This window comes from Pseudomonas sp. NFPP07 (assembly GCF_900115645.1).
GTDB classification, from domain to species: domain Bacteria; phylum Pseudomonadota; class Gammaproteobacteria; order Pseudomonadales; family Pseudomonadaceae; genus Aquipseudomonas; species Aquipseudomonas chlororaphis.
The window spans coordinates 651,891-666,301 of sequence record NZ_FOXG01000002.1; the positions used below are offsets into that span (position 1 = coordinate 651,891).

12 protein-coding genes are annotated in these 14,411 nt (G+C 62.3%); 5 read left to right on the forward strand and 7 right to left on the reverse strand.

The genetic code is table 11. From position 1 onward, the window contains the following. Positions 1-2: 2 nt before the first annotated feature. From BM019_RS08070 to BM019_RS08080, 3 genes are all read left to right on the forward strand, one after another. Positions 3-656, forward strand: coding sequence for an ABC transporter permease (locus BM019_RS08070; protein WP_007923833.1), 654 nt, complete (start codon positions 3-5; stop codon positions 654-656). Beyond that, positions 653-1,810, forward strand: coding sequence for an osmoprotectant ABC transporter ATP-binding protein OsmV (locus BM019_RS08075; protein ID WP_092417999.1), 1,158 nt, complete (start codon positions 653-655; stop codon positions 1,808-1,810). Before BM019_RS08070 ends, BM019_RS08075 begins: the two co-directional genes overlap by 4 nt. A gap of 538 nt (positions 1,811-2,348) precedes the next feature. After that, positions 2,349-3,512, forward strand: a complete 1,164-nt coding sequence (locus BM019_RS08080; RefSeq protein ID WP_009042150.1) for a type III PLP-dependent enzyme — start codon at positions 2,349-2,351, stop codon at positions 3,510-3,512. Positions 3,513-3,586: 74 nt separating this feature from the next. Here BM019_RS08080 and BM019_RS08085 read toward each other — a convergent pair whose 3' ends face one another. The 4 genes from BM019_RS08085 to BM019_RS08100 are packed head-to-tail and all read right to left on the reverse strand — an operon-like array spanning position 3,587 to position 5,655. Beyond that, positions 3,587-3,865: a type II toxin-antitoxin system RelE/ParE family toxin gene (locus BM019_RS08085; protein WP_009042149.1), complete on the reverse strand. Its 279-nt coding sequence runs from the start codon at positions 3,863-3,865 to the stop codon at positions 3,587-3,589. Next, positions 3,862-4,125 carry a CopG family ribbon-helix-helix protein gene (locus BM019_RS08090; protein WP_009042148.1) on the reverse strand — a complete coding sequence of 88 codons (264 nt, stop codon included), beginning with the start codon at positions 4,123-4,125 and terminating at the stop codon, positions 3,862-3,864. Before BM019_RS08090 ends, BM019_RS08085 begins: the two co-directional genes overlap by 4 nt. 60 nt (positions 4,126-4,185) lie before the next feature. Beyond that, positions 4,186-4,971, reverse strand: coding sequence for a tetratricopeptide repeat protein (locus BM019_RS08095; RefSeq protein WP_092418000.1), 786 nt, complete (start codon positions 4,969-4,971; stop codon positions 4,186-4,188). A gap of 3 nt (positions 4,972-4,974) precedes the next feature. Continuing rightward, positions 4,975-5,655, reverse strand: a complete 681-nt coding sequence (locus BM019_RS08100; protein WP_009042146.1) for a Fe2+-dependent dioxygenase — start codon at positions 5,653-5,655, stop codon at positions 4,975-4,977. Between the two features lie 206 nt (positions 5,656-5,861). On the opposite strand from BM019_RS08100, the gene BM019_RS08105 reads away from it, so the two are divergent. Both BM019_RS08105 and BM019_RS08110 read left to right on the forward strand, forming a co-directional pair. Continuing rightward, positions 5,862-8,135 carry a TonB-dependent receptor gene (locus BM019_RS08105; RefSeq protein WP_092418001.1) on the forward strand — a complete coding sequence of 758 codons (2,274 nt, stop codon included), beginning with the start codon at positions 5,862-5,864 and terminating at the stop codon, positions 8,133-8,135. Between the two features lie 235 nt (positions 8,136-8,370). Further along, positions 8,371-10,896: a PepSY domain-containing protein gene (locus tag BM019_RS08110; RefSeq protein WP_092418002.1), complete on the forward strand. Its 2,526-nt coding sequence runs from the start codon at positions 8,371-8,373 to the stop codon at positions 10,894-10,896. Positions 10,897-11,019: 123 nt separating this feature from the next. Here the strand turns inward: BM019_RS08110 and BM019_RS08115 are convergent, their stop codons facing one another. The 3 genes from BM019_RS08115 to BM019_RS08125 form a co-directional block, all read right to left on the reverse strand. Further along, positions 11,020-12,561: an alkaline phosphatase D family protein gene (locus BM019_RS08115; protein WP_092418003.1), complete on the reverse strand. Its 1,542-nt coding sequence runs from the start codon at positions 12,559-12,561 to the stop codon at positions 11,020-11,022. Positions 12,562-12,935: 374 nt separating this feature from the next. Continuing rightward, entirely contained in the window at positions 12,936-13,514 is a 579-nt protein-coding gene (locus BM019_RS08120) for a hypothetical protein (RefSeq protein ID WP_139217364.1), read from the reverse strand. Then, positions 13,495-14,411, reverse strand: a 917-nt coding sequence (locus tag BM019_RS08125) for a hypothetical protein (RefSeq protein ID WP_092418014.1), incomplete at its 5' end; no start/stop codon positions are given. The genes BM019_RS08120 and BM019_RS08125, both read right to left, overlap by 20 nt.

The window sequence follows — 14,411 nt, forward strand, 5'->3', positions numbered from 1 at the left end:
CCATGGAATTTCTCAACGCCTTTTCCCATCTCGACTGGCAGCAAGTCATCCAGCTGACCTGGCAGCACATCACCCTGGTGGGCATCGCCGTGACCCTGGCGATCCTCTTCGGCGTGCCCCTGGGCATCCTGATGACCCGCTTCCCGAGCCTGGCCGGCCCGCTGCAAGCCAGCGCCACCGTGCTGCTGACCATTCCGTCGATCGCCCTGTTCGGCCTGCTGCTGCCGTTCTACTCCAAATTCGGTCAGGGCCTGGGGCCGCTGCCGGCGATCACCGCGGTGTTTCTCTACTCCCTGTTGCCGATCATGCGTAACACCTACCTGGCGCTGACCGGCGTCGAGCCGGGGATTCGCGAAGCCGCCCGCGGCATCGGCATGACCTTCGGCCAGCGCCTGCGCATGGTCGAGTTGCCGATCGCCGTGCCGGTGATCCTCGCCGGCGTGCGTACCGCCGTGGTGATGAACATCGGCGTCATGACCATCGCCGCCACCATCGGCGCCGGCGGCCTGGGTGTGCTCATTCTTGCTTCCATCAGCCGCAGCGACATGTCGATGCTGATCGTCGGCGCGGTGCTGGTCAGCCTCCTGGCCATCTTCGCCGACCTGCTTCTGCAATGGCTGCAACGTTCGCTGACTCCAAAAGGACTGCTCAAATGATCGAACTTCAAAACCTGACCAAGACCTTCCAAAGCAACGGCAAGACCATCACCGCCGTTGACTCCGTAAGCCTGACCGTCAATGAAGGCGAAATCTGCGTGTTCCTCGGGCCATCGGGTTGCGGCAAAAGCACCACGCTGAAAATGATCAACCGCCTGATCAAACCGACCTCAGGCAAGATCCTGATCAATGGCGAAGACACCACCGATCTGGACGAAGTGACCCTGCGCCGCAACATCGGCTACGTGATCCAGCAGATCGGCCTGTTCCCCAACATGACCATCGAGGAAAACATTGTAGTGGTGCCCAAGCTGCTGGGTTGGGACAAGCAGAAATGCCATGACCGCGCCCGCGAGCTGATGAGCATGATCAAGCTCGAGCCCAAGCAATATCTGCATCGCTACCCACGGGAACTGTCCGGCGGCCAGCAACAACGGATCGGCGTGATCCGCGCGCTGGCGGCCGATGCGCCGTTGCTGCTGATGGACGAACCTTTCGGCGCGGTCGACCCGATCAACCGCGAGATGATCCAGAACGAGTTCTTCGAAATGCAGCGGACGCTGAACAAGACCGTGATCATGGTCAGCCATGACATAGACGAGGCCATCAAGCTCGGCGACAAGATCGCCATCTTCCGCGCCGGCAAGCTGCTGCAGATCGACCACCCGGACACCCTGCTGGCCCATCCGGCGGACGAGTTCGTCAGCAACTTCGTCGGCCAGGACAGCACCCTCAAGCGCCTGCTGCTGGTGAAGGCCGAGGACGCCGCCGACAACGCGCCGTCGGTGAGCCCGGAAACCCCGGTGGCCGACGCCCTGGAACTGATGGACGAACACGACCGCCGCTACCTGGTGGTGACCTGCGCCGACAACAAGGCCCTGGGGTATGTGCGCCGCCGCGACCTGCACCGCCAGGCCGGCACCTGCGCCCAGTACCTGCGCGAGTTCAACGCCACCGCGGCCTACGACGAACACCTGCGGATCCTGCTGTCGCGGATGTACGAGTTCAACCGTTCTTGGCTGCCGGTGCTGGATGCCGAGCGGGTGTTCCTCGGCGAAGTGACCCAGGAATCGATTGCCGCCTACCTCAGCTCCGGGCGCTCGCGCGGCATGAAAACCAATATCGTCTCGCCAGCCGAGACGGCGCTGGCCTGACCTGCCCGCATCGGTCCGATCTTGTAGCCGCTGCCGAAGAATGAGGCTGCAATCGGCCGCGAAGCGGCCGTGCCCCCCCGCCCTCGGTGTATCTGATATACCGAGGTGCCGGCTCTGCGCCTGCTTCGCAGTCGATCGCAGCCTCGTGCCTCGGCAGCGGCTACAGTGCCTCGCGACACCAGCCCGCACTGGGCCCCTCACGCCACGAATTCCCCACCCAGGGGAACATCAGCCTGTCATCTGGGTCGGTTACATAAATGACTGGCTCGGGCCACGCGACGAACGCGTGCAAAAACGCGACATTTTTTGTTGATCTCAGGCCCCTCACGCCCTAAAGTTCGCGCCGAACGTCCATGCTGGAAACGATCCATCCGGCTCAAGTACTGACGACGAGACAGCAAGGCCAAGGGCAAATACGCCCGTGGCCTTTTTGCTTTCGGCGACATGCCTTGGGAAGTAGGCGAACCAAAGTGGGGATACGGAGGACGTTCATTTGCACCCATTGTTTTTACCCGTTTGCCATTAGGAGCTCCCAGGTATGTCGATTCAGGTCGAAGACTATTTCGCGCGCGAAACCTTTCAGAAAATGAAGGCGTTCGCCGACAAGCAAGAAACCCCGTTCGTGGTCATCGACACCCAGATGATCGCCCAGGCCTACGATGACCTGCGTGCCGGTTTCGAGTTCGCCAAGGTCTACTACGCGGTAAAGGCCAACCCGGCCGTCGAAATCATCGACCTGCTGCGGGAAAAAGGTTCGAACTTCGACATCGCCTCGATCTACGAGCTGGACAAGGTGCTGGGCCGCGGCGTCAGCCCGGACCAGATCAGCTACGGCAACACCATCAAGAAATCCAAGGACATCCGCTACTTCTACGAGAAGGGCGTGCGTCTGTATGCCACCGACTCCGAAGCCGACCTGCGCAACATCGCCAAGGCCGCGCCGGGCTCGAAAGTCTATGTGCGCATCCTCACCGAAGGCTCGACCACCGCTGACTGGCCGCTGTCGCGCAAGTTCGGCTGCCAGACCGACATGGCCATGGACCTGCTGATCCTCGCCCGCGACCTGGGCCTGGTGCCTTACGGCGTGTCGTTCCACGTGGGTTCGCAACAGCGCGATATCAGCGTCTGGGACGCGGCGATCGCCAAGGTCAAGGTGATCTTCGAACGTCTGAAGGAAGAAGACGGCATCCACCTCAAGCTGATCAACATGGGTGGCGGCTTCCCGGCCAACTACATCACCCGCACCAACAGCCTGGAAACCTACGCCGAGGAAATCATCCGCTTCCTCAAGGAAGACTTCGGCGACGAGCTGCCGGAAATCATCCTCGAGCCAGGCCGTTCGCTGATCGCCAACGCCGGCATCCTGGTCAGCGAAGTGGTGCTGGTGGCGCGTAAATCCCGTACCGCCGTGGAACGCTGGATCTACACCGACGTGGGCAAGTTCTCCGGCCTGATCGAAACCATGGACGAAGCCATCAAGTTCCCGATCTGGACCGAGAAGAAAGGCGAGACGGAAGAAGTGGTGATCGCCGGTCCGACCTGCGACAGCGCCGACATCATGTACGAGAACTACAAGTACGGCCTGCCGCTGAACCTGGCCATCGGCGACCGCCTGTACTGGCTGTCCACCGGTGCCTACACCACCAGCTACAGCGCTGTGGAATTCAACGGCTTCCCGCCACTGAAATCCTTCTACCTGTAAGCGCCACGCCGTAACGAAAAAGCCCATGACGCGTCATGGGCTTTTTCATTCAGGGCATCGGGCGACTCGACTCACTAGCGGTCTTCTCGTACATGCCACACCCGCAGGATGTAGAGCGTCGCATCCTGGATCTCGTAACGCATCTCGTAAGGCCCGACCAATAAACGCCGAACATCGCGAGGCTGAAACTCCTCCAACTGTTCGCCGATACGCGGATTGGTCAGCAGGGTATCCGGGGCCTGCGTGAGCGATTGCACAGTTCGAGCTGCCACCGAACGGTTCACCGGAGCAAGAAACTCAAACAGTCGGGCCAGGTCCGACAGTGCCTTGCTCGTCCATTTCAATTCCCTCACTTGGGCACCGGCAAAGGCTTGTCATTCATCAGGCTCTCGGCCCATGCCTGGACAGCCTGGTGATCGATGACCCGCCCAGCATCCACATCGGCCAAAGCCTCATGGGTCAGGCGACTGCGCTCCTCTTCCTGATCGACCCACGCCACCAGAGCCTGCTTGACGATCCAGCCGCGCGAGCGCTCCAGCCGGGAGGCCATCTGGTCGACCTTGTCGGCCAACTCCAACGGCACATGTGCGGTCAGCACTTTAGTTGCGGTCATGATGGTTCTAACTCCGCCGTATCAAATGATGAAGAGTGATTAACTTTCAATCATAGTGATTTACACCTGAGCAGCAAGCAGCGCCAAGTCCCGCTCGTCACCCAGCTCTGCCGCACGCTGGTGATAGGCCAGGGCCAAGCCGCGGATCTGCGGATGGGCCGCCTGCAACAAGGCGCCGCGGGCGACCCGCAGGAAATTCAGGTTGCCGCCTTCCAGGGCCTTGGTCAGCCAAGCCAGCGCCTCGTCGATACGCCCGGCATCGGCGAGCACCGCGGCATGGCTGAACTGCCCACGAAAATCCCCACCCTCGGCGGAACGGCGATACCAGTCGCAGGCCGCCGCGACATCCCTGGGGCAGTGACGCCCCTCCTCCAGATAACGGCCCAACAGGTTCATGGATTTGGCGTGGCCCATCGCCGCCGCCCGCTGGTAGCAGCTCAAGGCCAGGGCCTGGTTTTCAGCGACCCCGCGACCGGTGGCCAGCAGGTTGGCGTAGTTGTACAGCGCCCAGTCCAGCCCGGCTTCGGCGGCCTGGCGATAATGCCCGGCGGCGGCCCGGGCATCGGCCTCGCAGCCCCATCCATGCTCGTGGCAACGCCCCAGCATGTTGCGCGCCATCAGCTGCCCGCCCTTGGCGGCGATCGCGAACCAGCGCAGCGCCAGTGCCTGGTCGCGCTCGATACCCAGGCCGTCGAGCAGGATCTGCCCGAGCAGCGCCTGGGCATCCGGCACGCCCTCCCCGGCTGCCAGCAGAATCGCCTGGGCGGCCCGGGCCGGGCTCTGTTCGAGCATGGCGCGCAGTTGCTCGCCGTCGAGGACTTCCTCGCGGCGTAACTGGAAACTCACGGCTTACACCTCGACCCAGCGCCGCAACAGGTTGTGGTAGGTGCCGGTCAGGCGGATCAGCGACGGATGCTCCGGCATGTCGCGGGTCAGTTGCTGGATCGCCTCGTCCATCTCGAACAGCAGGGCGCGCTGGCTGTCTTCGCGCACCAGGCTCTGGGTCCAGAAGAACGACGCATAACGGGTGCCGCGGGTGACCGCGTTGACCTTGTGCAGGCTGGTGCCCGGGTACAGCACCATGTCGCCGGCCGGCAGCTTCACCCGCTGGGTGCCGAAGGTGTCCTGGATTTCCAGCTCGCCGCCGTCGTAGTCCTCCGGGTCGCTGAAAAACAGGGTCGACGACAGGTCGGTCCGCACCCGCTCGACGCTGCCCTTGGGCTGGCGCACGGCGTTGTCGATATGAAAGTCGAAACTGCCACCGGCGGTGTAGCAGTTGAGCAGCGGCGGGAAAACCTTGTGCGGCAACGCCGCCGACATGAAGCGCGGGTGCTGCCACAGGCGCTCGAGCATCGCCGCGCCGATCTCCTGGGCCAGCGGATGGCCTTCGGGCAGTTGCAGGTTGTGCTTGGCCTTGGCCGACTGGTAACCGGCGGTGATCTTGCCATCGGCCCAGTCCGCCTGCTCCAGGGCCTCACGGATACGCAGCACTTCTTCACGGGAGAACAGGCCGGGAATATGCAGGAGCATGAGGCAATACCTGAAAGCAAAGGGGGCGCAAATGATATTGATTCTTATTGCAAATGTAAAATGCGCAGACGAATGAAAGCGTAAAAACCGTAAAGCGAAATTGTAAAGAATGTAAATTCCACGCGAATAGCAATATTTCGCAATTGATACATAGACTTGTTCGCCTTATATTCCGCCGCCTCAAATCCTTGGGGAGGGGAATTACCATGTCGCGCCAACCACCACAATTACCGCTCGGTTCACCACGCCTGCTGGCGTCTGCGATTGGCGTGGCAATCACCGCCGGCTCCGCAGCCCATATGGCTTATGCCGCGGAAAACACCGAGAAGAAAGCCGCCGGCAATGCCATTTCCCTGGACGCCACCAGCATCACCGGCGAAGCCCAGGACCAGACGTCCTACCAGGTCGAAAAAGCCTCGTCGCAGAAGTACACCGCACCGCTGGTCAACACGCCGCGCTCGGTCACCGTGGTGCCTCAACAAGTGCTCAAGGACACCGCCGCCACCTCGCTGCAGGATGCGCTGCGCACCGTGCCGGGCATTACTTTCGGCGCCGGCGAAGGCGGCAACCCGCAAGGCGACCGTCCGTTCATCCGTGGCTTCGATGCCCAGGGCGACACCTACCTCGACGGCGTGCGCGATACCGGCGGCCAGAGCCGCGAGATCTTCGACATCGAATCGATCGAAGTCAGCAAGGGGCCCAACTCCTCCTTCGGCGGTCGCGGCTCGGCCGGTGGCAGCCTCAACCTGGTGAGCAAGACGCCCAAGCAGCAAGACTTCCTCAACGGCGGCTTCACCTACGGTTCCGACCAGACCCGCCGTTATGTGCTGGACGTCAACCGCCAGTTCCTCGACAGCGCCGCCTTCCGCCTGAACCTGATGAGCCACGAGCAGAACGTGGCCGGTCGCGACGCCGTCAACTACGACCGCTGGGGCGTGGCACCGTCCCTGACCTTCGGCCTGGGCACCCCGACCCGCGTCAACTTCAGCTACTACCACATGGAAAGCGACGACCTGCCGGATTCGGGCATTCCCTACGGCTACAGCTCGGCCAGCGCCACCGCCCACAAGCACGACAAACCCACCGACGGCGGCGACAGCGACAACTTCTATGGCTTGAAGGATCGGGACTTCCGCAAGACCCGCGCGGATATCAGCACCGTCTCCATCGAGCACGACCTGAACGACAACATGACGCTGAAAAACACCCTGCGTCATGGCAACACCGGCCAGGACTACATCCTCACCCAGCCGGACGACAGCAAGTTCAACGTCAACAAGTACGGCACCGTGTGGCGTCGCGCCAACTCGCGGGTGTCCACCACCGAAACCACCACCAACCAGACCGACCTGTTCGGCGAATTCCAGGCCCTGGGCTTCAAGCACACCTACTCCACGGGCCTTGAGTTCACTGGCGAAGAGACACGCGTCAGCAGCTACAACATCGCCGGCAACACCGCGAAAGTCTGTAATCCGGGCAGCATCCCCAGCTGCACCTCGCTGAGTAACCCGAACCCGGACGACGCCTGGACCGGCGACATCAGCCGCAACTACAACGGCACCAACACCAAAGCCACCAGCCGCGCGGCCTATGTATTCGACACCATCGAACTCGATCCGCAATGGCTGCTCAACGTCGGCCTGCGCTACGACACCTTCGACACCGTGGCCAATACCGACACCGCCACCGGACGCACCAAGATCAAGGACGACAGCCAGTTCTGGAACTGGCAGGCCGGCCTGGTGTGGAAACCGACGGACAACGGCAGCGTCTACGCCTCCTACGCCACCTCGGCCTCGCCAGCGGGCGGCCTGGTCGGCGAGGGCGCGGACGGCAACCCATTGTCCGCCGGCGCCAGCGTCAGCGACCTGCAACCGGAAGAAACCGTCAACTACGAGCTGGGCACCAAGTGGGACGTGTTCAACGACCGCCTGTCCCTGACCGCCGCGGTGTTCCGTACCGAGAAGAAAAACACCCGCATCCTGGTGGACGCCCTGACCTACCAGAACGCCGGTGAGTCCCGCGTCGACGGCCTGGAGCTGTCGGCCAGCGGCAAGATCACCGACAAGTGGCAAGTCTTCGCCGGCTACAGCTACCTGAAAAGCGAGCTGGTGGACGCCGGCCTCAACGGGCGTAACGGGGTCGTCAGCGCCGGTTCGAACAAAGGCAATGAAATGCCGAACACGCCGAAAAACAGCTTCAGCCTGTGGACCACTTATGAAGTGCTGCCGAAGCTGACCGTCGGCGGCGGTGCGTTCTATGTCGACGAGGTGTATGGCGATGCCGGCAACACCGTGTATGTGCCGTCCTACACCCGCTACGACGCCATGGCCAGCTACAAGCTGAGCAAGAACGTCGACCTGCAGCTGAACGTGCAGAACCTGACCGACAAGACCTACTACGACAAAGCCTACTCGGCGCACTTCGCCAACCAGGCAGCCGGCCGTACCGCCTTGTTCACCACCAACTTCCACTTCTGACGGGTTTCACCTGTAGCCGCTGCCGCAGGCTGCGATCGACCCCGCAGGGGGCGCAAGATCGTGAAATCGCTGGAGGACCTGCGGTCCTATCGCAGCCTTCGGCAGCGGCTACACCCACGCAAGCCCCATCCACTTCGGTGAGTGGGGCTTTTGTGCGTAAGAAAGAATGTTTCTCGACAACTCACGGCATAATGCGCGCCGTGGTACAGACTTAAGAACCAGCGAGGCGGTCGACGTGTTGAAGAAAACCCTGTTCCAGTTGCACTGGTTTTTCGGCATCAGCGCCGGCCTGGTCCTGGCCTTGATGGGCATTACCGGAGCGACGGTGTCGTTCCAGGATGAAATCCTGCGTGCCCTCAACCCCTCCACACTGCAGGTGGAAAAGCAGCCGGCCGGGGTCCTGCCGCCTGCCGAGCTGGTGGAAAAGATCCAGGCCGCCTCGGGCAAGACCGTGTCGATGTTCACGGTGGAAGCCGACAGCGGCAACGCCGCCCGCGTGTGGTTCACCCCGCCACCGGGCCAGCGCCGTGGCGAGATGCGCTATTTCGACCCCTACACCGGCGAATTCATGGGCACCGCCCTGGGCCAGGACTTCTTCGGCCTGATGCTGCAACTGCACCGTTTCCTGGCCATGGGCGACAGCGGCCGGCAGATCACCGGTGCCTGCACCCTGATCCTGATTTTCTTCTGCCTGTCCGGCCTCTACCTGCGCTGGCCGCGCCAGGTGGCGAGCTGGCGCGCCTGGCTGACCCTGGACTGGGCGAAAAAAGGCCGCGGCTTCAACTGGGACCTGCACGCCGTGGCCGGGACCTGGTGCCTGCTGTTCTATCTATTGGCGGCGCTGACTGGCTTGTCCTGGTCCTACGAGTGGTACAACAAGGGCCTGAACAAACTGCTGGCCGACTCGCCACAAAGCCAACGCATGAAGAACCGCGGCGCGCCGCCCAAGGGCCCGGCGCCGACCGCCGACTACAACGCCATGTGGCTGGGTATCTACAGCACCGCCGGCAAGGACCTGAGTTCCTACAACATCCGCATGCCGGCGGTGGCCGGCCAGCCGGCGACCGTGTTCTACCTGCTGAAGAACTCGCCCCATGACCGGGCGCTGAACCAGATCACTATCGACCCCAACAGCGGCGTGGTCAGCCGCCACGACCGCTACAGCGACAAAAGCCTCAAGGCCCAGCTGCTGACCAGCATCTATGCCCTGCACGTGGGCAGCTACTTCGGCCTAGTCGGGCGCATCCTGGTGACCATTGCTTCGCTGACCATGCCGCTGTTCTTCATCACCGGCTGGCTGCTGTACCTGGATCGCCGGCGCAAGAAACGCCAGATCAAGGACGCGCGCCAGGGCCTGAGCGCCGACACCGGCGATGCCTCGGCCTGGCTGATCGGTTTCGCCAGCCAGAGCGGTTTCGCCGAACAACTGGCCTGGCAGACCGCCGGGCAACTGCAGGCCGCGGGTGTACCGGCCAGGGTCCAGCCGCTGGCCAGCGTCAGCGAGCAGGACCTGCTCAATACCCAGAACGCATTGTTCGTGGTCAGCACCTTCGGCGACGGCGAAGCGCCGGACAGCGCCCGGGGCTTCGAGCGCAAGGTGCTGGGCCGCGCCCTGTCCCTGGACAACCTCAAGTACGCCGTACTGGGCCTGGGCGACCGGCAATACCCGCACTTCTGCGGTTTTGCCAAGCGCCTGCATGGCTGGCTGGCCGAGCATGGCGGCAATACCCTGTTCGCCCCGGTGGAAGTCGACAGCGGCGACAGCTACGCCCTGCGCCACTGGCAGCAGCAACTGGGCCAGTTGATCGGCCAGGCGCCGGTGGACCTGTGGCAGGCGCCCGCCTACGACAACTGGACCCTGAACCAACGCGAGCTGTTGAACCCGGACAGCAGCGGTTCGGGCGTCTACCTGCTGGGCCTCACCCCACCGCAGCCAAACAGCTGGCTGGCCGGCGACCTGGTAGAAGTGCTACCGCGCAATTGCGCATGGGCCATCGAGTTCTTCCTCGACGGCCTCGGCCTGGACGGCAGCGCCACGGTGCAGCTCGACGGCCTGACGGAAACCCTGACCCAGGCCCTGGCCAGCCGCCAGCTCCCGGAAAACCGCGCCCACCTGGTGGGCCTGCATGCCCAAGCGCTGGTGGATGCCCTGGTGCCGCTGGCCATGCGCGAATACTCCATCGCCTCGATTGCCAGCGACGGCCAGCTGGAGTTGCTGGTGCGCCAGGAACGTCACCCCGACGGCAGCCTGGGCATCGGCTCCGGCTGGCTCACCGAGCATGCGCCGGTGGGTTCGGCCATCAGCCTGCGGGTGCGGCGCAACAGCGGCTTCCATCTGCCGGCCGAGCCTTGCCCGCTGATCCTGCTGGGCAACGGCACGGGCCTGGCCGGCTTGCGCAGCCTGCTCAAGGCGCGCATCGCCGACGGCCAGCAAGACAACTGGCTGATCTTCGGCGAGCGCAACGCCGAGCATGACTTCTATTGCAAGGACGAGTTGCAGGAATGGCTGACCGCCGGCGATCTGCGCCGCCTGGACCTGGCGTTCTCCCGCGACCAGATCGAGAAAATCTACGTCCAGGATCGCCTGCGCCAACAGGCCGAACGCCTCAAGCAATGGCTGGCCGATGGCGCCTCGATCTACATCTGCGGCAGCCTACAAGGCATGGCCTCGGGCGTGGATCAGGTGCTCAACGAAGTGCTGGGGGCTGAGGTGGTCGAACAGCTGATCGAACAAGGCCGCTATCGCCGCGACGTCTACTGACCCACTGATGCTTCTGTAGGAGCGAAACTTGCTCGCGACAGGCCGAAGGCCGGTAGCGGCCTTGATACCGCCATCGCGAGCAATCGAGGTCGACCGGCCGCTCCTACAGAAGCGGGCACGTGGCTAAACCGGCTGCAACTTGCGCTCGAACACCGCCACCCCGTCCAGGTCCCGCAGCGTCACCTTCAACTCCCCACTCAGCCCTTCGATCTGCACCTCGCCGAAGAACTGGAACCCGGCGAACGGCGAGGTGTTCTGCGCCGGCGGCGCCTTCTGGAACACCACCTCCGGGCCGAAGGTCTGGTCCAGCGCGTTGGGCCCGAAACTGCCGGCATTCAAAGGCCCGGCGACGAATTCCCAGAACGGTTCGAAGTCCTGGAACGCCGCGCGGTCCGGGTGGTAATGGTGCGCCGCGCAGTAATGCACATCCGCCGTCAGCCACACATGGTTGCGCACCTTGTGCTTGCGCAGGAACGCCAGCAACTCGGCAATCTCCAGCTCGCGGCCCTGGGCCGGGCCCGGGTCGCCATTGGCAATCGCCTCCCAGCGCGGCACGCCGGGGCTGACCTCGCCGTCCGGCACGCCAAGGCCGATGGGCATGTCGGCCGCCACCACCTTCCACTGCGCCTTGGAGTGCTTGAGCCCCTGCTTGAGCCAGTCCAGCTGCTCACGGCCGAGAAACGGCTTGGCCGCGCCAAGGTTGTCGTCATTGCCACCGCGATAGCTGCGCATGTCCAGCACGAACACATCCAGCAGCGGCCCGTAGCTCAGTTTGCGATAGATGCGCCCGCCCTGGTCGGCGCTCTGCAAGCGCATCGGCGCGTATTCCAGCCAGGCCTGCCGCGCGCGGCCCACCAGGGTGTGGATATCTTTGATGGTGTAGCGCTCATCCAGCACCTTGCTCGGCGACCAGTTGTTGACCACCTCATGGTCGTCCCACTGCCAGATCTGCGGCACCTCGGCGTTGAAGCGCCGCACGTTCTCGTCCAGCAGGTTATAGCGGTAGTTGCCGCGGTATTCGTCGAGGGTTTCGGCGACCTTGCTCTTGGCCTCGGTGGTGATATTGCGCCACACCCGGCCGTTCTCGGTGGTCAACTGCGCCGGCACCGGGCCGTCGGCGTAAATGGTGTCGCCGCTGTGGATAAAAAAGTCCGGCAACCGCCGGCGCATGGCCTCGTAGATGCGCATGCCGCCAATGTCCGGGTTGATGCCAAAACCCTGGCCAACGGTGTCGCCGCTCCACACAAAACGGATATCGCGGCGAGTCTGCGGCACGCTGCGCAAATGGCCGAACCAGGGCTTGCTGCGCACGCCGGTCTGCGCGTCCTCGAAATACACCCGATAAAAAATCGCCTGATCGGTGGGCAGCCCGCCCAACTCGACCCGCGCGGTGAAGTCGGTGCGGGCATCGACCAGGGGTGAGACAAACTTGCGCGGGTTGCTGAACCGGCTGCGGGTATCCCACTCCACCACCATCCGCGCCGGTCGGTCGGTACGGCTCCAGACCATCGCCCGGTCGCCGAGCAAATCCCCGGACTGCACGCCATCGACCATCTTCGGCCGGTCCTTGGGCGAAGCGATCACCGCCGGCGCCAGCCCCGGCAGCAACAACCCCGCCCCCGCCACCTGAATCAAACGCCGCCGACCGAGGGTGAAATCGCTCATGGTTGCTCCCTGACCACCTGTCAAAAGGCAACCTTAGTAGGCGGCGATGAAGGGGATATGACAAGGGACGGGGCTGGCAAATGACATGGCTGCAAAAACGGGACGCGGTGTTATTCCCGGCACTGGCGGATGCTGGGGGATAAGCGTTGGGGCTGCCTGTACGGCAGTGAACGCCGAAGCGGCGAACAACCTCAAAAACTGGATTTTCTGAGCTGCCTATACGGCAGTGAACGCCTGTTCCGCGAGTGCAGACATTCGTTCAGGCTCGATCATCTGTGGCGAGCTGCTCGTAATCGAATGCTACCTGCCCGCCGCAGCTGTCAGCGTGTGCTCATTCAGGCTGATTCAAGGACGGAAAGGATCAGGTCCGCCATTTACTGTGGAGCAGGACAGCTCTTGGCGGCGGCCTGGAGTGCCTTTGCGTAGTCCACGTAGGTTTCTAGATCGTAAGGTTCGGCGGTTATTTCAAAGCTCGACTCTCCGTCGGAGCCGATCTCCTGCCAGACTTCCAGAGCCCATTTCCGACCATTCTGCGACGCTACCAAGTCAAAAGTATGGCTATTCAGATCACTGCTTTCACCTAGAAAGGAGTAGCGATAATGCAGACTCTTGTACCAGTTAGGTATCGCCGTAATTGCTCTAATGGCGTTTTTTGCGAGTCCCTTATCGATCTCATTCAACTCATACATTTTGCCAATGATGAGTTTTCCAGTTCGTTCTAGCTCTGCTATCGGTACAGGCAGCGGTTCTCGACTGATCAACCGAGAATACTGGCAGTCAAACACCCAGCGACCAGTCTTCACATAGTCGTCGGCGTAGATCACCACGCCGTTGCCCAAGTCCGTCTTGTATACGCTCGTCATTACTTTGAATCCGTAGTTGGCCGCAATCAGCAACAAAGGAGAAAAAATGCTAAAGGCTATCCAGAAGCCTTTACTTCGGTAAAAACTCAAAGTGGCCTCCCGGTACGCCAAGGGGTGTATCACCAGAAATCACGGGATTGATAGCGCCCATGGTCTGGTAAGTGAATTCGAGTAAACGATGGCTATTCTTTCGCTCCTTTTCCAGTGTTTCCCACTTCCTGCACCATTCTTTCCCAGGTGCTGTGTTGCCACTGATTCCGCAAAGATCGCCCATGCGGCGCTCCTCGAACGAACCCCAGGTGTTCTTGTAGTCCGAGCGTCGAATAAAGGCGTGCACCTTGATCTGCAGGTGATTGGCCATCAACTGCGCCAGGCTCTCATTCGTCTGCGGAAAGAACTGGATACCATCTTCGACGGGGAAGTCCGAGCGATTGCCCATGCCGGTCCTACAGGCGTAGCTGTCGATCTGCGCCGAACTGGCAAACGCCGAAGGTGAAATCTTCTCGTAGCTCAGTACGTCCAGGGACATTTGGAAGTCCCCGGCAAGCTGATAGCCGAAGGCGATCCGATGCGGCACGCCGTGGCTGAACAGCGATAGGTGCTCGATGGGTGATTGCTTGCGATCCTTGCCCTGGTTCATGTAGTCGATCAGTTCCTGAACGTTGGTTACGCCAATAAAGCCAGCATCATAGGCATCAGCGGATTCACGTGCCGCACTGAGCATTGCTTCGCTGTACGACGGGGTGAACACTACCAGCGTCCGCGCCAGGGCGGGCTTGCTGCGCTTGAATTCGGCCAGTTCGCGCACAGCTTGGCCGATGAACATCATTTGGTTGCCCGAGCTTGTGTCGTGCTGGCTGCCGGCGACTGCGATTAGCTCGGGAGTCAACGGCTCCTTCGGGGTTGTTAAGGACGAACTGCCAGGTTGCACCAGAGCGCCCGAGAGCAAGGCGCGCTGCTCCAGTTGTGGATCGGCCAACAGCTCAG